Origin of the sequence: Bradyrhizobium sp. Arg816 (genome assembly GCF_029989365.1) — a bacterium.
GTDB lineage: Bacteria > Pseudomonadota > Alphaproteobacteria > Rhizobiales > Xanthobacteraceae > Bradyrhizobium.
In genome coordinates this window covers 1-22,274 of sequence record NZ_JAPRAQ010000014.1, presented here as the reverse complement: position 1 = coordinate 22,274, position 22,274 = coordinate 1, and the positions used below count along the sequence as shown (strand labels likewise).

Below are 22,274 nucleotides of genomic sequence, written 5' to 3'. Positions count from 1 at the left end.
ACAGGACAGACGATGAAGGACGTATTCGCCCGCCTCGCCTCCGACTTCCTCTCCGCCATCGTTTTCCTGGTCATCTACCTCATCACCGACAACGTCGTCCTGGCAACGTCGGTGGCGATTGCCGGAGCGATCGCGCAGGTGATCTACGCGCGCGTGAAGGGGCAGCAGCTCAATTACATGACCTATGCGAGCCTCGCGCTCGTCGTCGTGCTGGGCACCGTCACCCTGCTGACCAATGATCCCCGCTTCATGCTGGCAAAGCCCTCGATCGCGCATTTCGCCATCGGCGCCATCATGCTCAAACGTGGCTGGATGCTGCGCTACATGCCGCCGATCGTCGTCGAGACCGTTCCGGAATATGTGACGGCCGCGGGCTATGCCTGGGCGTTGCTGATGTTCGTGATCGGCGCCGGCATGATCGCGGTCGCCTCCACCGGCGATCTGAAGCTATGGGCGTTCTACATCACGGTGGTCGCAGGCGGCGCCAAGATCCTCGCCTTTGCCGTGCAGTATGTCGTGCTTCGCCTCATTGTCACCAGCCGGCGCCGTGCCGCCGCCCGCGCCTAAATGCCTCCAAGGGAGGGTTAGGCAGCTGCTGCGAGTTGCGCTATACGCTCGGCCAGGGACGGGCCGCGGATCGTCGCTGCCCGCCGGGATTTATGGGAGACACGAATGGCCGTGGACGGCAACTGGACTCTGACCATGACGACGCCCATGGGCGAGCGCAAGGCCACGCTGACCTTGCTGAACTCCGGCGGCACACTGACCGGAACGCAGGGCGCCGACGGCAATTCGGCCGAGATCTTCGACGGCACCATCAGCGGCGACGCCGTCAACTGGAAAGTCTCGATCACCAATCCGATGCCGCTGACGCTCGAGTTCATCGGAACGGTCTCTGGCGACAGCATGAGCGGCGAGATGGGCATCGGCCCGATGGGCAGTTTTCCGTTCACGGGTGCGCGCGCATAAACACGTTGCGAACCGCGCGCGTGCTCCGTCTCATCGCGGCAATGATCCTGTGTGTCGCGACACAAGTGGCGCGCGCGGATGACACCGAACCGGCGTGGCGCGCGAGCGCGCTCGCCATGGTGCCGGCGGGCTATGTCGCCGGCACGGCCTACCGGACCGAAGGATCGACCGGCTACCTCGCCGTCTATCCGGCCTCGTCGAACGATCCGAAGACACCGGCAAGCGTGTTCGCTGCGCGCCAGGCCCTCGTCGTCACGCTGACATCGGATGCGACGCGCGCGGGCTCGGCCGAATTGAAGCCGCGCAGCGGGCCGGATCCTGACAACGACGATACCGATTTCGCAAAGCTCCACACCGGTCTCGCCGCCAGGCGCGCCACGCTTCCCGACGGCACGGAGCCCTGCGATCTCGGCGCCTGGTCCATCGACAAGGATCCTGATGGCCTCAACGTGCGCGCCGAGCCTTCGGCAAAAGCGCGCGTGCTCGGCACGCTGCCGCCGCCCTATCGGCTCAAGCTTGGCGGCGCCGAGAACACGCCCGATGGCGGCTGGCTCACCGAATTCCGCATCATCGGCTTCAAGGACGGCTGGTTTCTGATCGAAGGCGCCAAGCCGCCGGGCAAGGATTACGAAGACGAGAAGAGATATCCGCGCAGCGCGCCAAAACCCTATGCGGGGCGCGGCTGGGTCGCGTCCAACAAGGTCGGCGCGTCCTATGCCAACGGCGCCACGCGCATGGGCGGCCTGTTTCAGGCGCCCTTCGTCGATGCCAAATGGATGCCCGCCCAGCGCGAGCTCGGCGGCCCAATCGACACCGACGGCGGCCCAAAGCGCCTGCTCGCCTGCAGCGGCCTCTGGGGCCTCGTCGAGAGCCAGGACGGCATCCACGGCTGGTGGCGCTCGCTGTGCTCCAACCAGGTCACGAATTGCAGCTGACGGTCTGCGGTCATTGGCCACGGGGCCAAGGCGCTCGGGTCGTTGACCACAGCCGGCTTCGCGAGCAGGATACAGCATACAACTAAAGATTTTTATTGATCTCAACACACTTTCAGAAGGGGAATTTGCATGCGCTCCCTCCCCGCTCACAATCGCATCCACCTGTTCCTGGCCACCACCGTCGCCGCACTTGCCGGAGTAGCGCCGGTGAGTGCCGATATGCTCGAGCCGCAGTCGCCGGCGTGGCAACTGAGCGAGCCGTTCAAGAAGAGCGCGGATGCGCGCACCAACATCAGCGGAGCGGCGTGCGCGACCACGTCCCCGCCCCTCAAATCCTGCCTCGTCGTCAACGACGAAAAGAAATACGCGCAGTTCTTTGCGATCGAAGGCACGACGATCAATCCCGGCAAGGTGATCCGCCTGCTGAGCGATCAGGCCAGCGGCGATCCGGATGCCGAGGGCGCCGCTTACGATGACGGTTATTTCTACGTGGTCGGATCGCACGGCCGCAAACGTCATCATCCCGACGACAGCAATCCGACGAGCTATCACGTCTTTCGCTTTCCCGTCGACAAGGTCACGGGCAAGCCGACCTTCCCGATCTCCGAGGACGAGGTGATCGGCGTCGAAGCATCCGTGACGCGCCTGCGCGGTGCAATCAAGGACGCACTGCCGGCGGATTACGACAAGCCCCTGGGCGACAACGGCGCCAACATCGAGGCCATCGCGGTCAAAGGGGACCTGATGTATCTTGGTTTCCGTGGTCCTTCCAAAGACGGCAATGCTTATATTCTCAAGGTCGACGCAAAGGCCGTCTTCACCGAGAACATGCCGCTCAAGGCCACGCTCATCGACCCTCTGCTGCCGCTTGGTACAACGACCGGTATCAGGGACATCGCCGCCGTGTCAGGCGGCTTGCTTCTCCTGACCGGGCCGGTCAACGAACAGCAGATCGCGCCCGCCGTCGTGTTCTACGATACCAGCAGCGGCAAGCTTGGAACGAGCCACACGCTCAACGTCGCCGACAGCACCGCCAAGGCAGAGACCCTGCTGGTGCTCAGCGACATCAGCGGCGAGCCATGGCGCGTGCTCGTGATGTTCGATGGGCCCGAAAACGGCGCGCCGACGCAGTATCTGGTGCCGCGCTAAAGCGCACCATCAGCGACGGGCCGCCGTTCGACTGCTCGGAGCGCTAACCGAGGTTCAGCTCCTTGAAGAAGTCGTTCCCCTTGTCATCGATGATGATGAACGCTGGGAAGTCGACGACTTCGATGCGCCAGATTGCTTCCATGCCGAGCTCGGGATATTCGAGCACCTCGACCTTCTTGATGCAGTGCTCGGCGAGGTTCGCCGCCGCACCGCCGATCGAGCCGAGATAGAAGCCGCCATACTTCTTGCAGGCCTCGCGCACGGCAGGCGCGCGGTTGCCCTTGGCCACCATCACCATCGAACCGCCGGCGGCCTGGAACTGGTCGACGAAGGAATCCATGCGGCCCGCGGTGGTCGGGCCGAACGCGCCGGAGGCGTAGCCCTCCGGCGTCTTGGCGGGACCGGCGTAATAGACCGGGTGGTTCTTGAAATAGTCCGGCAGCGGCTCGCCCCTCTCGAGGCGCTCGCGCAGCTTGGCGTGTGCGCTATCGCGCGCGACGATCATGGTGCCGGTCATCGAGACCCGCGTCTTGGTCGGGTACTTCGAGAACGTCGCCAGGATATCCTTCATCGGCTGGTTGAGGTCGATCTTGACGACCTCGCCGCCGAGCGACTGCTCGACCTGCGGCAGATATTGCGCCGGGTTGTGCTCGAGTTCCTCGAGATAGACACCGTCTTTGGTGATCTTGCCGAGCACTTGGCGGTCGGCCGAGCAGGATACGCCGAGCCCGATCGGCAGCGAGGCGCCGTGGCGCGGCATGCGGATCACGCGCACGTCGTGGCAGAAATACTTTCCGCCGAACTGCGCACCGACGCCGAGCGACTGCGTCATCTTGTGGATTTCCTGCTCCATCTCGACGTCGCGGAAGGCGTTGCCGTCGGGCGAGCCGTGGGTCGGTAGCGCGTCGAGATAGCGGGCGGAGGCGAGCTTCACCGTCTTCATGCACAGCTCGGCCGAGGTGCCGCCGATCACGATGGCGAGGTGATAGGGCGGGCACGCCGCAGTGCCCAGCGTCAGAATCTTCTCCTTCAGGAAGGCGAGCAGCCGGTCCTTGGTCAGCACCGAGGGCGTGGCCTGGAACAGGAAGCTTTTATTGGCGGAGCCGCCACCCTTCGCCATGAACATGAACTTGTAGGCGTCGTCGCCCTCGGCGTAGATCTCGCACTGCGCCGGCATGTTGTTGGCGGTGTTCTTCTCCTCGTACATCGACAAGGGTGCGACCTGCGAGTAGCGCAGATTGCGGCGCAGATACGCATCGCGCGCGCCTTCCGACAGCGCCGCCTCGTCGTCACCGTCGGTGATGACGTTGCAGCCCTTCTTGCCCATGATGATCGCGGTGCCGGTGTCCTGGCACATCGGCAGCACGCCGCCGGCCGCGATGTTGGCATTCTTCAGGAAGTCCAGCGCAACGAACTTGTCGTTCGGGCTCGCCTCGCCGTCCTCCAGGATCGCACGGAGCTGCTTCAGGTGGCCGGGGCGCAGATAGTGGTTGATGTCGCCGAAGGCCGCCTCCGACAGCGCCCGCAGCGCCTCGCGCGACACCACCAGCATGTCCTTCCCCAGGACCTTCTCGACCCTGATACCCTCGGCCGTGATCTTCTTGTAGGGCGTCTCGTCCTTGCCCAGCGGGAACAGCGGGGTGTGCTTGTAGGGCGGAACGGGCTTTGCGGGATCGGGGATGGCGGTGGGAGCGTTCATGGGCAAATCTCGGGGTTTTGGAGCCCTCGCGGGCCTCTAAGCGTAGAAGCGTTCTAAGCTTTTTTGCCGCGAATGGAAGGCGTTCTGGCGCGGCCGGGGCATCCCGATTCGGCGTCGCCACGGCCCTTTCTCGGTTGCCATCGGCCGGACGCAAGGTGTGGATGGTCGTCCCGGCAAGCCTGGGTGCACCCCTTGCGCTCGGCGCGCGACGAAGGTTGAATGCGCGGCCTAAGGGGCTTTTCATCATGATTTTCAAACTGAACGTCCGCGGCGCGATCCTGGTCGCCGCCGCCATCACCGGCCTTGTGACCCTCGCCTCGCCTGCCCGCGCGGATCGCTGCGACGACAGCGCCAAGGAGCTGGCGAACCAGGTCGAGCGCCTGAAGGTGAATTTCCGGGCCGCCAACATCGTCTACCTCTCGCACCCCGCAGCCAAGGAGCTATCCGTGGGTTGCCGCGGCGACAGATATTCCATCGAGCTCTATGCCAAGGGCGATCGCAAGCCGACACCGGAGTTCTTTTCACTGGTGGGGTCGATGGCGGCGATTGTCTTCACCGTCACGAAGGACGACACCACGACGGGCGCGACACGCTGCCTGAAGCGGATGGGACTGTTGCGCGGCGACAAGGTCGTCATGCGCTACCGGCGGCTCAACATGGAATGCACCCGCACCAAGACGGATGCGTCCATCGCGATCACGCGCGGCAAGGACGAATAGGCGGCACTCGCTCTCTCCACACGCTCCGTCATTGCGAGCGCAGCGAAGCAATCCAGAATCCCTCCGCGGTGACAGTCCTGGATTTCTTCGCTGCGCTCGCAATGACGAGGAGAGGTTCGTCCGCTCCCTCGTACAGCGCAAGGAGGCACAGAAAAGGCACATCCCACCGCACCAACTTCCTCGCATTTTAACGATTGGCTTGACGGAAGCTTCGCTCCTCGCAGCGCAAGGTCGATTGTTTCCATGTGTGAGGATTTGTGGATGAGCGTCTCGACCGTTACGCCGCCGCCGATCGCGATCGTGGTGCCGAGCTACGACACGACCAAGCAGCAGGACGACCAGAAGACCAAGGACAACGACCCGACCTACAAGCCGCCGCCGCCCGCGCCGCTGCCGCCGGGTCAGGGCACGCGGATCGATCAGCTCGCCTGATCAGGGTCGGTCAAAGATGAAACGCCCGATCCGGTCGATCGGGCTTTTCGCGTGTCCGGCCGCATCTTCGCCGGATAGCGGGACCAATATCGTGCGCGGCAGACCGGGACCTGCGCATGATCGCAAAACTACTGTTGCAGAACACGATCACCACCGCCGGCATGGGTGCGCTGCTCTTCGCCTGCGCCGGGACGATGCACTGGCCTTCGGCCTGGGTGTTCCTCGCCACCTGCGCCCTGCTCGGCCCGCTCTGCGGCTGGTGGCTTTATCGGGTCGATCCGGCGCTGCTCGCCGAACGCCTGCGGCCGGTCCTGCAAAAGGATCAGCCTGCCGCCGACAAAACCTTCATGATCGTCTTCGTCATTGCGATGCTGGCCTGGCTGGCCGCGATGGGGCTCGACCGGCGCACGCAATCCTCCGACATGCCGGTTGCGTTGCAGGCGCTAGGTCTCGTGCTGTTCGTCCTCTCGACGCTGTTCATCCTGTGGGTGTTCCGCGAGAACTCGTTCGCCGCGCCCGTGGTGAAGCTCCAGGCCGACCGCGCACAACGCGTGGTCTCGACGGGGCCTTACGCGCATGTGCGCCACCCCATGTACAGCGGCATGATCCTGTTCTTCGCCGGCGTGCCGCTGCTGCTGGGCTCGTGGTGGGGCCTCGTGATGGCGCCGGTCATCGTCGTTTTGTTTGCTGTCCGCATCGACATCGAGGAGCGCACGCTGCGCGAGGGCCTGCCGGGCTATTCCAGCTATATGACGCGCGTGCGCTATCGCCTGCTGCCCGGCGTGTGGTGAGCCGCTATCCGGACCGGCTAATTGTCCAATTCCTTGTAGCGGCGGAAGATGCCCAGCTCGTTGAAGGGGATCCGGCGTTCGCTCGCAAGATAGGCCTTGATGTTCGGCCGCGCGGCGATGCGGTCATGCAGGCCGACGAGGCCCGGGATATTTCCCTCGAACGCCTTCATGCGCTTGGGGAAGGCGTAGCGCAGCCCATCGACGATCTGGAACAGCGAGAGATCGGCGTAAGTCAGCCTGCGACCGGTGACATAGGCGCCGCCATTGCCGGCGAGAAGCTCTTCGAAATAGCCGAGATATTTCGGCACGCGCTCGTCCCAAAACTCCGCCGTGCGCTTCTTCGCCGGCACCTTCTGATCTTCATAGTACATCGAAGGCCCGAGCGGGTGATGGGTGTCGTGGATCTCGGTCACGAGGTCGGTGATGGTGAGCTGAAGCTGGTGCACCCAAAGCTTGCCCGCTTCCGTCTTCGGCGCGAGCCCATGACGGGCGCCGAGATAGAGCAGGATGTTGGCGGTCTGGCCGATGACGAGCTTGCCCGCTTTCAGGAACGGCGGCGCGAAGGGCGGCGTGCCGCCATGCGCGTCCATCATCTTCATCATCGCAGCTGTTCCGCGCGCCCCCCGCGCGACGTCGACGTAAGCCGCCCCCGCCTCCTCCAGCGCCAGCCGCACATATTCGCCGCGGCCCTGGATCTCGGGCCAGTAATAGAGCTCGTATTTCATGGGAGAGGTCCGTGAGCGTGGAAGCGGTCGGACCAATGTAACATGCGGCCGAAGGTTCCGTGAGAGCGAGACGGAACGGCGGCACCACATTCTCCGTCATTGCGAACGGCTTGTCCGCCGAAGCTCGAAGAGCGAAGGCGGAAGCGAAGCAATCCAGACTGCTTCCGCGGAGAAAGTCTGGATTGCTTTGTCGCTTCGCTCCTCGCAATGACGGAAGATAGAGCCTCGCCTCAATTCGCCGCGAAACAATACAGCAGGCCGTCGCCGCCGGTGCTCTTCAGATCGGCCTGCGAGCAGCCGCCGTCGGGACCGCGCGAGGGGTGAGAGCTGTTCCAGGACTTTGACGGCTCGTCGTCGCGCAGGCCCTTACGATCGACATGGCCGACGACCGCCGCGCCCTGCGTGCTCGACGTCCAGTTCCTGCAGGTCTTGTCGTCACCCGCGGCAAAAGCGGTGCCGTCCGGTTGCGATCCCGTGAGGATATCGTGCCGGTTCGGCGTGTCGCCGGCGCCGTTGATGACCTCGCCCTTCTCGCTGAGCGCGGTCTGCTTGGTGAGATTATTGGCCGCGCCGTGCAGGTCGGCAACGTCCTTAGCAATCACCGCACCCTTGGCATTCTGCCACGGTCCCTTGCCAATGCGGTCCTTGGCATTGACGGCGGGCTTGCCGTCGGCGGCCTGCGCCGAGAGATAGGCGCGCCAGGTCTTGCCGCCGGCGCCGCCGGCCTGCGCCAGCTTCTGGCACTGCGCATCGGCTCCCTCCAGGCCGCCAAGATCGGCGCCCTTGCCCGGGCCGCTCGAGGTCACGAAGAACGTCATGTCGGCTGACTGCGCCCGCACCGATGGACTTGCGAAGACCGCCAGCGCAACGCCTGCTGGCACGATGACCTTGGCAATAATGCTCATCCTATCCTCCCGATTGTTCCTGCGATTGCGCCTGGCTGGACGGTCTTTGATCCGCTGACATGAACCCGTCACGACAGACATTATTCCAGCGGCCATCCGCCGCACGCGCATCACCTCGAGCGGAGGCGCACGACCGGTCGCCCCGAGCGCCATGTCGATTAATTGCTTCCAGAGACCGTAGCGCCGGGCGAGCATACCAACGTGGGGCCGATCCTCAAGAGATCGCCCAGGAGAGGACGCGGGAGTCTGCTGCGGGGCCGTTCAGGGCGGCATCCGCGATCACATCGGGGCTGCCGCCGGGCGCGGCGCGAGGGGAGATCGTCATGCACTGGAACACCGTCCGCCCAATTGCGGCAATTGCCGGCTATGCCGCGCTTTGCTGCCTCGCCATCAGTCCGGGCTGCGCCGCGGCCGCGGAATTGCTCAAAGCCCGGCTTGCGCAAAACCTCGCGCCGATCTCCGGCCTTGCGATCATCGCCAAATCGAAGGGGATTTTCGGAAAGCACGGACTGGACATCACGGTCTCGAACTTCACGTCCGGCAAGCAATGCCTGGACACCGTGATCGGGGGCGGCGCCGACATCGCGACAACGGCGGAGGCGCCGGTTACCGCTTCGGCGATGGCAAACCAGCCCATCGCCTTTGTCGCCGGCATGGAATATTCCGACCTCAAGACGGTCGTCGCGGCCAAGGCCGGCGTCAAGACCAAGGCAGACCTGCGCGGCAAGCGAATCGGATTCACTGCCGGCACCGGCAGCGAGGTCTACACGGCGACGTTGCTGAAGTCGGCGGGATTGGCTCCCAAGGATGTCACCCTCGTCAATCTGCGGCCGCAGGAGATGCTGCCGGCGCTTGCAGCCGGAAGCATCGACGCGATCGACACCTGGGAACCCCACATCGCCAACGCCAAGAAGGCCCTGGGCGAAGCCGCCGCTGAACTCGATACAAAGGGCACCTACTCCGAAACGTTCAACATCGTTGTCATGAGGACCTATCTGGATGCCAACCCGGCGCTGGTTGAGAAGTTCATCGCCGCGCTGATCGACGCCGAGGTCTGGATGAAGGCACACCAGGATGAAGCGATCACGGTCGTGGCGGACGCGGTCGGCATGAAGCGGGACGAACTCGCTGCGATCTGGGCCGACTATGTTTACCGGGTGCGCCTCGACGATAGGCTGATCGAGATTCTCAAGACCCACTCCGCATGGCGCCTCGAGAGCGGCAACCATCCTCCGGGAGCGGCGATGCCCGACTTCAGCAAGGTCGTCGTCGCCGAGCCACTGAAGAAGGTCGACCCCGCACGCGTCACCCTCTCGTGGAAATAGGCACACGCACAGCCATGCAGGAGGGCACTTCAGCACGACAAGAGATTGCTCTCCGCACCGACGGTCGCGGTCGGCGGCCGGATTCAGCTCGTCTTCGTCGCCTCAATATTCTGGTCGGGGCGCTTTCGCTTCCCCTGTTCATCGGCCTCTGGGAACTGGTCTCCCGTTCCGGGGCCGTCAACATGGTGCTGTTTCCGCCGCCGACGGTGGTTGCTGCAGCGGTCCTCGAGTGGATACGAAGCGGACAGTTCCTTGGCGATCTGCTGGCCAGCCTCTTTCGCGTCACCACGGGGTTCATCGTAGGCGGCCTGCTCGGCATCCTGCTCGGTATCCTCACCGGCCAATTCCCTGTTGTTTCGAGCTTGCTGTCCCCGCTATTCCATATCCTGCGGCCAATTCCGCCGATTGCTTTCGTGCCGATCGTCATCCTCTGGTTCGGCCTGTCGGAGGCGGGAAAACTGTTCCTCGTCGTATGGGGCGTGTTCTTCACGGTTTGGCTTTCGACCCACATCGGCGTGCAGAAGGTCGACCGCGGCCTGATTCGGGCGGCGTTGATGCTCGGCACGCCCCGGCGGCAGATGCTCCAGGAGATCGTGCTGCTGGGTGCGCTTCCCTACATCGTGGTCGGGTTGCGCACCGCCGTCAGTATCTCCTTTTACACGCTTGTCGCCGCCGAACTCGCAGGCGCTTTCGCCGGCATTGTCTACAGGATCGAGATTGCGCAGCAGAATTTGCAAACCGGCCAGGTCATGGGCGGGCTCGCAGCGCTCGGGTTGATTTCGTTCGCTGCCGACCGGCTGTTTTCGGCTCTTGCGGAACGTACTGTCTGGTGGCGTTGATGTCGGGAGCTCGATCGATCATGAAACTGGCTCTGGCAAGTGCGCCAGCCTCCGTCGAATCGGCGCGGAAACAACCGGCCATTCAAGTCTCAAACCTGAGCATCGTTTTTGACACCCGCCGCGGGCAGACCATCGCGGTGGATCGCGTGTCCTTCGACGTGGCACCTGGCGAGTTCATTTGCATCGTTGGGCCCTCCGGCTGTGGCAAGTCGACGGTGCTCAATACGATCGCCGGACTGGAAGTGCCGTTTGAAGGCGACATCCTGGTAGAGGGCTCGCGTGTCTACAGCCCGCGACCCGATGTCGGCATGGTGTTCCAGCAGCCGCATCTTTTCCCCTGGAAGTCTGTCCGCAGGAACATCGCCCACGGCCCCAGGATGCTTGGGAAGTCGAGGACAGAAGCGAATGCCATCGCCGACGATCTGATCGCGATGGTCGGTCTCAAGCGTTTCGCCGACGCCTATCCGAACACGCTGTCCGGGGGCATGCAACAGCGCGTGGCGATCGCGCGAGCCTTGGCCAATCAGCCCCGCGTGCTGCTGATGGACGAGCCCTTCGGGGCCCTCGACGCGCAGACCCGGGCGGTGATGCAAGACAATCTGCTGGAGCTGCGCGACCGGATCAAGGCGACGATCGTGTTCGTCACGCATGATATCGATGAAGCCATCGTGCTGGCCGACCGTGTTCTCATCATGAGCGCGGGACCCGGCCGCATCCTGCGCGAAGTCGCGGTCAAGCTGCCGCGCCCGCGGTCGAATTCTGTCATGGTCGAACCAACCTATCTTTCCCTCAAGAAGGATTGTCTCGACGTCATCCGCGCAGAAGGGTTGCGGGCGTTCAATCAGTCGGACGCGAGCTGATCGCCCAGAACTTGGAAATCGAGAGGCAGCCCGCAGCGCGCTGGCATGGTTCTTGAATAATCGATGCCGGGTCTCACAGGGGAGCCGGCGATGCACAGGGCGAATAGCGCGATAGCGGCAGGCGTGATGCTGGCCGAGTCGGACAATCTCGTCAGGCCGCTGCCCGGCTTGCTGGACGGTCTCAACCGGGCTGATAGCAATCGGTTGCGTGCGATCGGACGCGAGAAGGCCCTGGAAGCCGGCCAACTGGTTTGGTCTCAGGGCGACACACAGGCTGGGATCTACCTGATCAGCGAGGGACGCATACGCAGCTACTATGCGGCGCCGTCGGGGCGTGAGGTCACGCTCGCCTACTGGTTTCCCGGCAACTTCGTCGGTGGCCCCGATATATTCGGAACGGGCCCGCACATGTGGTCATCGGTTGCGGCCGAACCCAGCCTGTTGACGTTCATGCCGGGACTGGCGCTGCGGCGGCTTGCGCTGGAATCGCCGGCGATCGCCGTCGCCTTGCTGGATGCCCTGGCCTTCAAGGCGCGATGCTATTCGGCGATGGCCCAGATGCTCGGGACGCGCTCGGTGACGGAACGGCTACATAGCCTGTTGATCTTCCTGTCGCATGTCTACGGCGTGAAGCGCGACGGCGAGATCGTCATCGGGATGCCGTTTACCCACGGCGATCTCGCCAATCTCATCGGATCCACCCGCCAATGGGTGACAGTACAGCTCGCACGGCTCCAGGAGGAAGGCGTGATCAGGTACGACAGATCCGTGATTTCGATCCTGGATCTTTCGACGCTCGAGCAAGAGATGGAATAATATCCGTCCGTCAGCCACCAGACTTCAATTCGAACGCCGCTCGGCCTGCACTGACCTCGAACCGCCGCGCCAGTCCGATCAGCGCGCGATCATGCCAGGCCGGCGCCAGCAGGGTCACGCCCATGGGCATGCCGTTCGGCAATGTCGCGTTCGGAACCGCCACGCCGCACAGATCGAGCAGATTGGCAAAGTACGAGTAGTAGCCGAGGCGATTGTTGAGGGTGATCGGATCGCGATCCATCTCCTCCAGCGTGAACGGCCGCGGTGCGGTCGGGACCACCAGCGCATCGATACCCGCAAAGATCGCCTCGGCGTCGCGGCGAAGCCGGTGCAGCCGGTGAATGGCACCAAACGTGTCGATCGCCGAATACCCAGCGGCTGAGCCCAGCACGGTCCTCGTGACATCAAGCAGGGAGCCGGAATCGATGTCCATGAGCGAAGCGATGGCCGAGTGCCGCTCCGCGACCCAGGGTCCGCTGAACATCAACTCCCCGGCCTGGCGGAACGGCGCGAAGTCCACCTCGATCGCCGTTCCCCCGATCTGCGTGAAACGCTCGCAGGCGCGCTCATAGAGCTCGCCGCATTCCGGCATGCCGAAGCATTCGAGATCGGCGGACGCGATGCGGCCGAAGCGGAAGGATGGCACCGTCCCTGTGGCGAAAGAAAAGGCCCTGGGCAAGCGGCTGTAGGGATCTTCGAAATCGAACCCTTCGATGATTTCGATGATCGCCTCGCCGTCGCTGACAGTGTTGCAGAACACCGAAACGCAATCGATCGTCGGGCAATTCGGCACCAGCCCGCGTGATGACACCAGCCCAACGGTCGGCTTGATTCCGACGATGTTGTTGAAGCCGGCAGGTATGCGGCCGGACCCGCCGGTATCGGTGCCGAGCGCGAACGCGACGTGCCCGGCCGCCACGGCGACCGCGGACCCGGAACTGGAGCCGCCCGCAATATAGCGCGCATCGGCAACCGACGCGCAGGGGCCATAGGGCGAACGTGCACCGGACAGGCCTGTGGCGAACTGATCGAGATTGGTCTTTCCGAGACAAATTGCGCCGGCCGCGGTGAGGCGTTCGACGCTGTGCGCGGAATGCCAGGGCGTGTAGCTAAATGCCGGGCATGCGGCCGTGGTCGGCATTCCCTCGACATCGATATTGTCCTTCACACCAAAGGGAATGCCGAGCAGTGGAAGATTTTCGCCTGTCCGCGCGCGCGCCACGAGCTTCCGGCATGCTTCGAGCGCCTCCTCCCGCGGGCGGAGATAGATCCAGCAATTGCGGTCTCGCTCGGCCTCGATCCGGTCATACGCCGTTTCGATCGCCTCCAGCGGCAGGGACGAATTCCTGGCAATGGTTTCGTGATTTGTCCTGGAGCGCGCGACAGACTGGCTCACCGAATATCTCCCTCTCGAACCGGCAGGCGCGAAATTGCGGGAGCTCTGCGCGGGCAACAAGCAATTAAGTGCTTCGCGCAATTGGTCGGCCGTATCAGGATATCAGCGGCTCAAAGAAAAAGGGCGCCGTGCCGAAGCACGACGCCCTTGTCTTTAACCTGCGTGCGATCAGTTGGTCTGCTGGATCGCCGACAATTCCCAGCCGTTGCCTGGACGGCGGGCGAAGGTCCAGATCTCGGTCGCCTCGCCCGGCTGCTCGCTGCCGGCGACAACCGCACCGCTGTTGCGGTCCAGCGTCTTGTCGGTGAGGGCGAAGCGCAGCGCCACCGTGGCGTATTCGGTCTCGCCTTCGCGCCAGGCCTCCGCGAGGTCGCCCTGCAACAGCTTGACGTTGGTCACCTTGTTGACAACGTTGCGCGCGCGGTTCTGGCCAAGGTCCTGCTCGAAATAGGAGACCATTTCCGGCGTCGCGAGCGTGTGCAGCTTGGCCACGTCCTCGTTCGACCAGGCGGCCTGGACATCGCCGAGCAGGCGCTCGAACGCCTCATAGTCGTCAGGCTTGATCTCGAGCGGTGCGTTGTTGGCGCCGAAGCCGAAGCCACCAAGTCCACCGCCGAGGCTGCCGCCACCGAGGCCGCTGCGATAGTTCGTCTGCGGTCCCGGACCGCTACCTGCATCAGCATTGGCGTAGGCCGCCTGCTGCGTATGGCGGCGCTGCCACCACGACATCGCCAGCCGCACCACCAACACCACGAGCGCGATCTGGATGATCAGGCCAATGATTGACGACAGGCCGCCGAGGCCACCGAACAGGCCGCCGCCGAACAGCATGCCGAGCAGGCCGGCGCCGAGGAAGCCGGCCGCAAGGCCGCCCATGAAGCCACCGGCGCGGCCGAACAGGCCGCCACGCGCGGGTGCGGCGGCAGCCGAATTCATGCCGGCACCCGGCTGGGTATAGGTGCGGTTGAACTGCGAGGTCGAGCCCGGCGCGGTCGTGGTCGAAGGCGGCGCCGAATAGGTGCGCGAACCGCGCGAACCCGACGACATGCCACCACCGACGCGGGCGTCGGCGGACGAAATCACCAGCGCAGTCGGCAGCGCAAGCGCCAGCATGACGGCGAGGGTCTTGAAGAGAGTGAGGGAGCGTTGCGAGAAAGTCATGTGCGTTTCCCAAATCCCCGGCATGGGGACGTGCTCCTAAGATGGGCAGACTTCCCGAAAAGTGAAGCCGGTTTCGGAACTTATGGCTGCGGCCCTCAGTCGCGGGGATGTGGCAAAAGCCCATATTTGGCGGGGGTTTGGCCGGGGAGCCGGAGGAACAGCGGTCGCGGGTTACCGGCGGGCTTACGAGGCGAATTCCGCTTTTCCCCGTCATTGCAATGACGGAGAACGTGACGAGCGCGCGCCGTCACCCCGCCTTTGCCATCGTCTCCTTCACGGCTGCCACGAGCTGGCTGAGCGTGAACGGCTTTGGCAGGAAGTCGAATTGCTGGCCTTCGGGCAGGCTCTTCTCGAAGGCATCCTCGGCGTAGCCGGAGACGAAGATGAACTTGATGTCGGGATTCTTCTCGCGCATCGCCTTCAGCAGCGTCGGGCCGTCCATCTCAGGCATCACGACGTCGGAGACGACGAGATCGATCGCACCGCTCTGCTCCTCCAGGACCTCCATGGCCTCGACGCCGTTCTCGGCCTCGACCACGGTGTAGCCGCGCGAGCGCAGGCCGCGTGCGTTCAGCGCGCGCAGGCCCTCTTCGTCCTCGACGAGAAGGATGGTGCCCTGTCCGGTAAGATCGGTGCGCGGCTTGGCCTCCGCCGCCGCAGGTGCGGTCTCCTTCGCGGCGCCATTGGCCGCGCCGACCACTGCTGTGGGCTGCTCCTGCACCTCGGGCTCGGCGTGATGGCGCGGCAGGAAGATATGGAACGAAGTCCCCTGCCCCGGTTCCGAGTCCACGTAAATGAAGCCACCGGTCTGCTTGACGATGCCGTAGACGGTGGAAAGCCCGAGGCCGGTGCCCTTGCCCACTTCCTTGGTCGAGAAAAACGGCTCGAAAATCTTGTCGCGGATATCGGCGGGGATGCCGGTGCCGGTGTCGGCGACCTCGATCCGCACATAGTCCGCGGGCGGCATGCCCTTGTAGGCAAGCTTGGCTGCTTCCTCAGCGGTGACGTTGGCGGTGCGGATGATCAGCTTGCCGCCATCGGGCATGGCGTCGCGCGCGTTCACCGCGAGGTTGACGATCACCTGCTCGAACTGGGAGACGTCGACCTTCACCGGCCAGAGATCGCGGCCGTGGATGGTCTCCTGCTTGACCTTCTCACCGATCAGCCGTCGCAGCAGCATGGCGAGATCGGAGAGCGCATCGCCGAGGTCGAGCACCTGCGGCCGCAGCGTCTGCCGCCGTGAGAACGCCAGCAACTGCCGCACCAGCGTCGCGGCGCGCGTCGCGTTCTGCTTGATCTGCATGATGTCCTGGAACGACGGATCGGTCGGCTTGTGCGCGTTCAGCAGGAAGTCGTTCGCCATCATGATGGCGGAGAGCACGTTGTTGAAGTCGTGGGCGATGCCGCCGGCGAGCTGGCCGACCGTCTCCATCTTCTGCGACTGGTTGATCTGGTTCTCCAGCGCGCGCCGCTCGGTGGTCTCGAGCATGTGCACGATGGCGGCTTCGGCGTCGTTCTCGGCGGCATCGACCGGCGTGACGAAGAACTGGCCCCAGCGCTCCTTGGTTCCTTCGAGCGCCACCTCGACCGGCGCGACGTCGGCCTGGCCCTCCGCGGCCTGGTTGATGGCCGTGATCAAGAGGTTCCGGTCGCGCGAATTGACCGCGCGGAAGATCGACTTGCTGGCGCTGTCGAGCCCGAGAGCCTGCCCGAGCTTGGCGTAGCGCGCGTTGGCGCGCACGACGTTGCCACCGCGGTCGACGGTCGCGATCGCCATCGGCGTATGGTCGAAGAAGCGCATGAAGCGCACTTCGGCGGCGCGGTCGGGGTCGCTGCGCTCGTCGCGGGCACGGCTGATGACGAGCGTGCGCGACGGCCCCGGTGCACCGTCGGCGCCGAAGGCGAGCTTGTGATAGAGCCGCACCGGCATGGTCTTGCCGGTGCGCATGCGCAGGTCGATGTCGAAGACTTCCGTCTTCACCTCGCCCGGCACCGCCACGATCGCGGTAAGCAGCGAGGCGCCATCGCCGGAGACGATGTCGGTGAGCTTCAGCCCGCCCGAGCCGATCTCGGCGAGGTCGTAGTCGAGCCAGTTGGCCAGCGTCGCGTTGACATAGGCGAGCTCGCCGGCCGGATTGACCGAGAAGAAGCCGCAGGGCGCGTGATCGAGATATTCGATCGCGTGCTGGAGTTCCTGGAACACGTCCTCCTGGCGCTCGCGGTCGCGGGTGATGTCGGCGATCGACCACACCGCGTATTTCGCCTCGCGCTTCCCGGTGCCGAGCGGGCGCACCCGCATGCGCAGCCAGCGGCCCTGGCTGCCGTCATGGCCCGAGATGCGCACCTCTTCCTGCTGCCGTTTTCCTTCGCGCGCGGCCTTGAGCAGGCGGAACACGGCTTCGGAGACGTCGGGGTTGCCGATGAAGACGCGCTCCACGGGCCGCACCTCCTGCGGTCCGCTTGCGCCGGTGAGCGTCAGATAGGCGGCGTTGGAATAGACCACGTGGCCGCGGGGATCGGTCACGGCCAGGCCGTCGAAGGCGTGGTCGGCAATGCGCCCCATCACGGGATCGTCGAGACTGCGGTCGACGAAGCGGATGATGCCGGCGGCGAAGGCGAACAGGTTGAACAGGCCGACCATCGCCAGCACGGCGAGGATGCCGAGGATATAGGGCTGGGCCTGCGCGCGCCCGAGCGTCATCAGCCCGACGGCGACGGCGACGAGGCCGGCGGCCACCAGTAGCACGAGCGCAATGCTGCCCGAGCGCGGCGACGGCTCGTGCGCCGCAACGGGCTCGCGTGTGAGGTCGTGGTCGGTCTCGGCAGTCATTTCAAGCTGGCACAGCCTGTCGGCAGAGAATCAACGCGCTACGGGGCGCGTGGGGTCCTCCCTGCCTGAATCGGACCCGCAGGCGCAAGGGCAGCAAGGGCGAAAGGTACGCTGATTCCCAGATTACGGCCATTTCCGGTACTTTTCGGGTATTTTATCCGCGTCCGGCACCGAATCCGTGCTTCAGCCGCATGACGTAACCGATGACCTCGGCGACCGCATGGTAGTGCTCGGTCGGGATTTCCTGGTCGATTTCGACGGTGGCATAGAGCGCGCGGGCGAGCGGCACGTTCTCGACGATCGGGATGTCGTGCTCTCGGGCGATCTCCCGGATCTTGAAGGCGAGGTTGTCGACGCCCTTGGCGACGCAGATCGGCGCAGACATTCCGCGCTCGTAGGACAGCGCAATCGAATAGTGGGTCGGGTTGGTGATGATCACGGAGGCCTTGGGAACCGCCGCCATCATGCGCTTCTTGGAGCGCTGCTGGCGCAATTGCCGGAGCTTGCCCTTGATGTGCGGGTCGCCTTCGGACTGCTTGAACTCTTCCTTGATCTCCTGGAGCGACATCTTCTGCCGCTGGAACCAGCTGCGATACTGGAAGAAATAGTCGCCAATGGCGATGATCGCGAGCGCCGCGACCACTGCGCCGAGCAGATGAATGGTCAGGCTGGTGCTGGCGCCCAGCATGGCGGCCGGATCGAGCCTGACCATCGCCTCCATGCGATGGCGCTCCGGCCACAGGACCACGGTCATGACCGCGCCGAGCACGATCAGCTTGCCGAGCCCCTTGAGGAAGTTCGCGGCCGCCTGCTTGCCGAAGATGCGCTTGAAGCCCTCGGCCGGCGACAGCTTGCTGAATTTGGGTTTGAGGGATTCGGCCGACCAGACCAGGCGATGCTGGAGCACGTTACCGGCAATCGCCGCCAGCACCAGCATCAGCAGGGGCACGCCGATCGCTGCGAGCACGGCGACCTCGATCTGCTGCATCAGCGCGAGCAGAGCCCTGCCGTCGGTCTTGATCATCCAGGAGTTGGCGAGCAGGTTGCGCATCGGCGTCACCAGCCCGCTGCCCACCGAGCCCGAGAAGGTGGAGACCACGAGCGTGCCGCCCGCGATCATGAACCAGGTGTTGATCTCCTGGCTCTTGGCGACGTCGCCGCGTTCGAGCGCCTCTTCGAGGCGCTTTTGTGTCGGGTCTTCTGTTTGACTGTCGGGATCGTTGTCGTCTGCCATCGATCACCTATCTGAGCGGCATCATCTGGTGCATCACACCGATGAAATAGTCGAGATACGTGCCCATCATCGCGGTGAGCACCACGGCGAGCACCAGGAAGCCCGCGAAGATCGACAGCGGCACGCCGACGAAATAGACCTGCATCTGCGGCATCAGCCGCGCCAGCACGCCGAGCCCGATGTTGAAGACGAGGCCGAACACCAGAAACGGTCCGGAAAGTTGCAAGCCCAGGCTGAACGCGGCGGCAAAGGCGCGCGTCGCCAGCGAAGCGACGTCGCCGCTCGATACGGTCTCTCCCGGCGCGAAGATCGTGTAGCTGTCGTTCAGCGCGGCGATCACCAGGTGATGGCTGTCGGTGGCAAACAGCAGCGTCACCCCGAGCATGGTCAGGAAATTGCCGACCAGCACGCCCTGCTGTCCCTGCGTCGGATCGACCGAAGTGACGAACCCGAGCCCCATCTGCTGCGCAATCACGGCGCCCGCGACCTGAAGCGCCGACAACGTCACGCGCGCGGTCGCCCCCAGCACGATGCCGATCACGATCTCATGCAGCATCATGACCAGCAGCGGCGCGATCGAGCCCATGTCGACGTGGTAGGCGTTGCGATGCAGCGGCAGGATGATCAGCGTGAGCAGCAGCGCGATCGCCAGCTTGATCCGCGTCGGAATGTTGGTCTCGCCCAGCCCCGGCAACAGCATCACCATCGCACCGACCCGGGCGAAGGCGAGCATGAAGGAAGCGGCGAGCGCCGGCAGCAGCGAGACGTCGATGCGCATGTCGGGCGCATTGTGCCTCAGCCGCCGATGATTCGCGACGAGATCCGCATCATGTGGGAATGGAGTGCGTCAGCCATGAACGGCAGCGCCAGCAGCATCGTGGCGAAGATGGCCAGGATCTTCGGCACGTAGATCAGCGTCTGTTCCTGGATCTGCGTCAGCGCCTGGAACAGCGACACGACGACGCCGACAACGAGGCCGACCACCATCAGCGGCGACGACACGATCACGATGGTCCAGATCGCATCACGCGCGACGTCGAGGGTTTCAGGTCCGGTCATGTGCAGAATTCCTTGTTCATTTCTCGCCTCCTCACCCCTGTTCCGAGCGAAGCAAAGGCTTATCCCCGTCTTTGCGAGCGCGCAGCGAAGCAATCCAGACTGTCGCCAGCAAAAAAGATTCTGGATTGCTTCGCTTCGCTCGCAATGACGATTGGGGCGAGCGCGAGCGCCAAAAATCAGATCGGCATCTTCATGATGTCTTCATATGCCGCGATCACGCGGTCGCGGACCGAGACCAGCGTCGACACCGCGACGTCGGTGTCGGCGACCGCCGTTACTACGTCCATCACGTTGGCCTTGCCGGCGGCCATCGCCACCGTCTGCGCGTCGGACTTGCGGCCGGACTCCATGACGCTGCCGACAGCGTCTTTCAGCAGCGACGCGAAAGACTGCCCGCTCGCTTCGCTGCCCTTGCCGGCGCCGCTGTTCTCCAGCACGCGGGCGAGGTTGGCATAAGCATTGGCTGCGATTGTCGGTGATGCCATGGCTCAAATGTCCTGTTCAGCTCTTGAGGATGTCGAGCGTGCGCTGGATCATCCGGCGCGTCGCACTGATGATGTTGAGATTGGCCTCGTAGGACCGCTGCGCGTCGCGCATGTCGGTCATCTCGACCACCGAGTTCACGTTGGGATATTTGACGTTGCCGGTCGCATCAGCCGCCGGATTGTTCGGCTCGTATTTGGTGCGAAAGTTCGACTGGTCCGGCTTGATCCTGCCGAGGGTGACGACCTGCGCGTCGAGCGTGCGGTCGAGCGCGGAGGAGAAGGTCGGCACCTTGCGCCGGTAGGGATCGCCGCCTGATGTCTGCGAGGTCGAATCCGCGTTCGCGATGTTTTCGGAGATCACCCGCATGCGCCCGGCCTGCGCGCGCAGGCCGGAGGTCGCGATCGCCATCGAGCGGGCAAAGTCGCTGCTGTCATTCGCCATGATGCGCTTCCCTTAGCTCTTGAGCATGATCTCCGCGCAAACGCTCCGCGTTTGTCGCGAGGGAAAACCGCCGCACACTTTTCCGGATCATGCTCTAGCCCTTGCCGATCGCGGTCTTGAGCAGACGCAGACTCTTGGAATACAGCGAGGTCACCGCCGCATAGTCCATCTGGTTGCTGGCGGCCTTCATCATCTCTTCCTCGAGATTGACGGCGTTGCCCGCGGGACGGGTCTCGAAACCTGCATTCCTGTTCTGGTCGAACGCCGAGGCAGCACCTGACGGCGTCATGTGGGAGCCGCTGGTGCGGGTGAGCGCCAGGGGGCCCATCGAGCCGGTGACCGCCCCCGCCTTGTCGAGCTTCGGCTCGACCAGGTCGCGCGGCCGGAATTTGGGCGTGTCGGAATTGGAGACGTTCTCGGATAGGACGCGCTGGCGTTCCTGGTGCCACTGCATCTTGGTGCGAAGCGCCGACAGCTCCGGGAGGTCGTTGATGGACATCGTTGCGGCTCCTTCCGCCTCTCGGACCAAAGGCCCGAAGCTAGGCAGAATTTGCCGCGTGTATGGTTAACAGGTGGTTAAAGATGGCGTCGATGCATGTCCCTTGACGGAACACCACTTTGCGCCCCCGTGATTCTACGCATCCAAAAGTGGCATTAACCCAACCGTTTGGCGGGCCTTGCACAGGCCAAGAAGTCGTTTTGGATCGGGCGATTCATAGGTTATTAAGAGCTGGGGACGGCAAAACTTGCCGTGGGACGTTAAGAAATCGCAGTTTGGGGCATCCCACGCCGATGGTCGGCGCGTCTGACCATGGGCACGAGAAAAGCGCCATTTGTCGGGGACAAGTATGCAAGGCAGCCCAATCACCTTCATCGTGGCGTTCATCGTCGTTCTGGCGTTGATCGGCGTCGCCGCATGGTTGGTTCGCCGATTCGCCAGCAGCCGGCTCGGTGCCAACACCCAGCGCGGCCGGATGCCCCGGCTTGCCGTGATCGATGCCGCCGCGGTCGATGGCCGGCGCCGCCTGGTGCTGGTCCGGCGCGACAATGTCGAGCATCTCCTGATGATTGGCGGTCCCACCGACATCGTCGTCGAGCCCAATATCGTGCGCGCCGCGCCCGGCCGCGACCAGCTTCCGCAACGTTCCAATGCCGCCGAGCCGCCGCGCCTTGCCCCGATGCCCGATACCAGCAGCTGGACCGACGAAGCTCCGCGGCCCGAACTGCTCGATCATCCCGAACCGCAAATGCCCGAGCCGCCGCCGCCGCGGCCGCGTCCCTCCTTCGCCGACGAGGTCCGCCGGCCCGCTCCCGCACTGGCCGAGCGCCGCAACGAACCGCCACTGGCCGGCTTTCCGCCCGAGCCGATTCTGCCGCCGCGCCCCGAGCGCGAGGCACGCCCCGAGCCGGTTCCGCCGCGCATCGCCCGCAGCGAGCCTCCGCTGATGCCCCGTCCTCCGCGGCAGAGCGAGCCGGTGAAAGTGCCGCCGGTGCGCGCCGAGC

At 64.4% G+C, this 22,274-nt stretch carries 24 protein-coding genes; 12 read left to right on the top strand and 12 right to left on the bottom strand.

Going from position 1 to position 22,274, the window contains the following annotated elements:
• The first annotated feature begins 12 nt into the window (after positions 1 to 12).
• From OWC48_RS28915 to OWC48_RS28900, 4 genes are all read left to right on the top strand, one after another.
• On the top strand, positions 13 to 567 hold the full coding sequence (locus OWC48_RS28915; RefSeq protein ID WP_014494042.1) for an inner membrane-spanning protein YciB: 555 nt from the start codon (positions 13 to 15) through the stop codon (positions 565 to 567).
• A gap of 105 nt (positions 568 to 672) precedes the next feature.
• Entirely contained in the window at positions 673 to 969 is a 297-nt protein-coding gene (locus OWC48_RS28910) for a hypothetical protein (RefSeq protein WP_071912259.1), read from the top strand.
• A 41-nt stretch (positions 970 to 1,010) separates the two neighbouring features.
• Positions 1,011 to 1,904 carry an SH3 domain-containing protein gene (locus OWC48_RS28905; RefSeq protein ID WP_306664537.1) on the top strand — a complete coding sequence of 298 codons (894 nt, stop codon included), beginning with the start codon at positions 1,011 to 1,013 and terminating at the stop codon, positions 1,902 to 1,904.
• A 129-nt stretch (positions 1,905 to 2,033) separates the two neighbouring features.
• On the top strand, positions 2,034 to 3,053 hold the full coding sequence (locus OWC48_RS28900) for a DUF3616 domain-containing protein (RefSeq protein ID WP_282523041.1): 1,020 nt from the start codon (positions 2,034 to 2,036) through the stop codon (positions 3,051 to 3,053).
• Positions 3,054 to 3,096: 43 nt separating this feature from the next.
• On the opposite strand, the gene OWC48_RS28895 is transcribed toward OWC48_RS28900, so the two are convergent.
• Positions 3,097 to 4,752: a fumarate hydratase gene (locus tag OWC48_RS28895; protein ID WP_282523040.1), complete on the bottom strand. Its 1,656-nt coding sequence runs from the start codon at positions 4,750 to 4,752 to the stop codon at positions 3,097 to 3,099.
• Positions 4,753 to 4,997: 245 nt separating this feature from the next.
• Here OWC48_RS28895 and OWC48_RS28890 point away from each other — a divergent pair, with 245 nt between their 5' ends.
• The 3 genes from OWC48_RS28890 to OWC48_RS28880 all read left to right on the top strand — a co-directional run bounded on the left by OWC48_RS28890 (position 4,998) and on the right by OWC48_RS28880 (position 6,694).
• Entirely contained in the window at positions 4,998 to 5,471 is a 474-nt protein-coding gene (locus OWC48_RS28890) for a hypothetical protein (protein ID WP_166342591.1), read from the top strand.
• A gap of 261 nt (positions 5,472 to 5,732) precedes the next feature.
• On the top strand, positions 5,733 to 5,903 hold the full coding sequence (locus OWC48_RS28885) for a hypothetical protein (RefSeq protein WP_282523039.1): 171 nt from the start codon (positions 5,733 to 5,735) through the stop codon (positions 5,901 to 5,903).
• Between the two features lie 116 nt (positions 5,904 to 6,019).
• Entirely contained in the window at positions 6,020 to 6,694 is a 675-nt protein-coding gene (locus OWC48_RS28880) for an isoprenylcysteine carboxylmethyltransferase family protein (protein ID WP_282523038.1), read from the top strand.
• 17 nt (positions 6,695 to 6,711) lie between these two features.
• Here OWC48_RS28880 and OWC48_RS28875 read toward each other — a convergent pair whose 3' ends face one another.
• Complete coding sequence (locus OWC48_RS28875; RefSeq protein ID WP_282523037.1) at positions 6,712 to 7,419, bottom strand: glutathione S-transferase; 708 nt, start codon at positions 7,417 to 7,419, stop codon at positions 6,712 to 6,714.
• 230 nt (positions 7,420 to 7,649) lie between these two features.
• The gene (locus OWC48_RS28870; RefSeq protein ID WP_282523036.1) at positions 7,650 to 8,324 is read right to left on the bottom strand and encodes a lectin; all 675 of its coding nucleotides are present in this window, start codon (positions 8,322 to 8,324) and stop codon (positions 7,650 to 7,652) included.
• A 323-nt stretch (positions 8,325 to 8,647) separates the two neighbouring features.
• Between OWC48_RS28870 and OWC48_RS28865 the strand changes: the two genes are divergently transcribed.
• From OWC48_RS28865 to OWC48_RS28850, 4 genes are all read left to right on the top strand, one after another.
• Positions 8,648 to 9,649, top strand: coding sequence for an NrtA/SsuA/CpmA family ABC transporter substrate-binding protein (locus OWC48_RS28865; protein ID WP_282523035.1), 1,002 nt, complete (start codon positions 8,648 to 8,650; stop codon positions 9,647 to 9,649).
• 14 nt (positions 9,650 to 9,663) lie between these two features.
• A complete protein-coding gene (locus OWC48_RS28860; RefSeq protein WP_282523034.1) occupies positions 9,664 to 10,488 on the top strand; it encodes an ABC transporter permease in 825 nt (274 codons plus the stop codon).
• Between the two features lie 20 nt (positions 10,489 to 10,508).
• Complete coding sequence (locus OWC48_RS28855) at positions 10,509 to 11,348, top strand: ABC transporter ATP-binding protein (RefSeq protein WP_282523033.1); 840 nt, start codon at positions 10,509 to 10,511, stop codon at positions 11,346 to 11,348.
• 90 nt (positions 11,349 to 11,438) lie between these two features.
• A complete protein-coding gene (locus OWC48_RS28850) occupies positions 11,439 to 12,164 on the top strand; it encodes a Crp/Fnr family transcriptional regulator (protein WP_282523032.1) in 726 nt (241 codons plus the stop codon).
• Between the two features lie 10 nt (positions 12,165 to 12,174).
• Here OWC48_RS28850 and atzF read toward each other — a convergent pair whose 3' ends face one another.
• From atzF to flgB, 9 genes are all read right to left on the bottom strand, one after another.
• On the bottom strand, positions 12,175 to 13,560 hold the full coding sequence (gene atzF, locus OWC48_RS28845; RefSeq protein WP_282523031.1) for an allophanate hydrolase: 1,386 nt from the start codon (positions 13,558 to 13,560) through the stop codon (positions 12,175 to 12,177).
• Positions 13,561 to 13,728: 168 nt separating this feature from the next.
• Positions 13,729 to 14,745 carry a Tim44 domain-containing protein gene (locus OWC48_RS28840; RefSeq protein WP_282523030.1) on the bottom strand — a complete coding sequence of 339 codons (1,017 nt, stop codon included), beginning with the start codon at positions 14,743 to 14,745 and terminating at the stop codon, positions 13,729 to 13,731.
• A gap of 223 nt (positions 14,746 to 14,968) precedes the next feature.
• A complete protein-coding gene (cckA, locus tag OWC48_RS28835; RefSeq protein WP_282523029.1) occupies positions 14,969 to 17,551 on the bottom strand; it encodes a cell cycle histidine kinase CckA in 2,583 nt (860 codons plus the stop codon).
• A gap of 154 nt (positions 17,552 to 17,705) precedes the next feature.
• Positions 17,706 to 18,785 carry a flagellar biosynthesis protein FlhB gene (flhB, locus tag OWC48_RS28830; RefSeq protein WP_282523028.1) on the bottom strand — a complete coding sequence of 360 codons (1,080 nt, stop codon included), beginning with the start codon at positions 18,783 to 18,785 and terminating at the stop codon, positions 17,706 to 17,708.
• Between the two features lie 7 nt (positions 18,786 to 18,792).
• Positions 18,793 to 19,563, bottom strand: coding sequence for a flagellar biosynthetic protein FliR (gene fliR / locus OWC48_RS28825; protein ID WP_212095509.1), 771 nt, complete (start codon positions 19,561 to 19,563; stop codon positions 18,793 to 18,795).
• Between the two features lie 17 nt (positions 19,564 to 19,580).
• Positions 19,581 to 19,844, bottom strand: coding sequence for a flagellar biosynthesis protein FliQ (fliQ, locus tag OWC48_RS28820; RefSeq protein WP_014494021.1), 264 nt, complete (start codon positions 19,842 to 19,844; stop codon positions 19,581 to 19,583).
• Between the two features lie 176 nt (positions 19,845 to 20,020).
• Positions 20,021 to 20,329: a flagellar hook-basal body complex protein FliE gene (gene fliE, locus OWC48_RS28815; protein WP_008142413.1), complete on the bottom strand. Its 309-nt coding sequence runs from the start codon at positions 20,327 to 20,329 to the stop codon at positions 20,021 to 20,023.
• Positions 20,330 to 20,345: 16 nt separating this feature from the next.
• Positions 20,346 to 20,771, bottom strand: a complete 426-nt coding sequence (flgC, locus tag OWC48_RS28810; protein WP_014494020.1) for a flagellar basal body rod protein FlgC — start codon at positions 20,769 to 20,771, stop codon at positions 20,346 to 20,348.
• A gap of 94 nt (positions 20,772 to 20,865) precedes the next feature.
• Positions 20,866 to 21,270 (bottom strand): flagellar basal body rod protein FlgB, encoded by a 405-nt coding sequence (gene flgB / locus OWC48_RS28805; RefSeq protein WP_014494019.1) that lies wholly within the window; start codon positions 21,268 to 21,270, stop codon positions 20,866 to 20,868.
• Between the two features lie 349 nt (positions 21,271 to 21,619).
• Here flgB and OWC48_RS28800 point away from each other — a divergent pair.
• Positions 21,620 to 22,274, top strand: a 655-nt coding sequence (locus OWC48_RS28800) for a flagellar biosynthetic protein FliO (RefSeq protein ID WP_282523027.1), incomplete at its 3' end; no start/stop codon positions are given.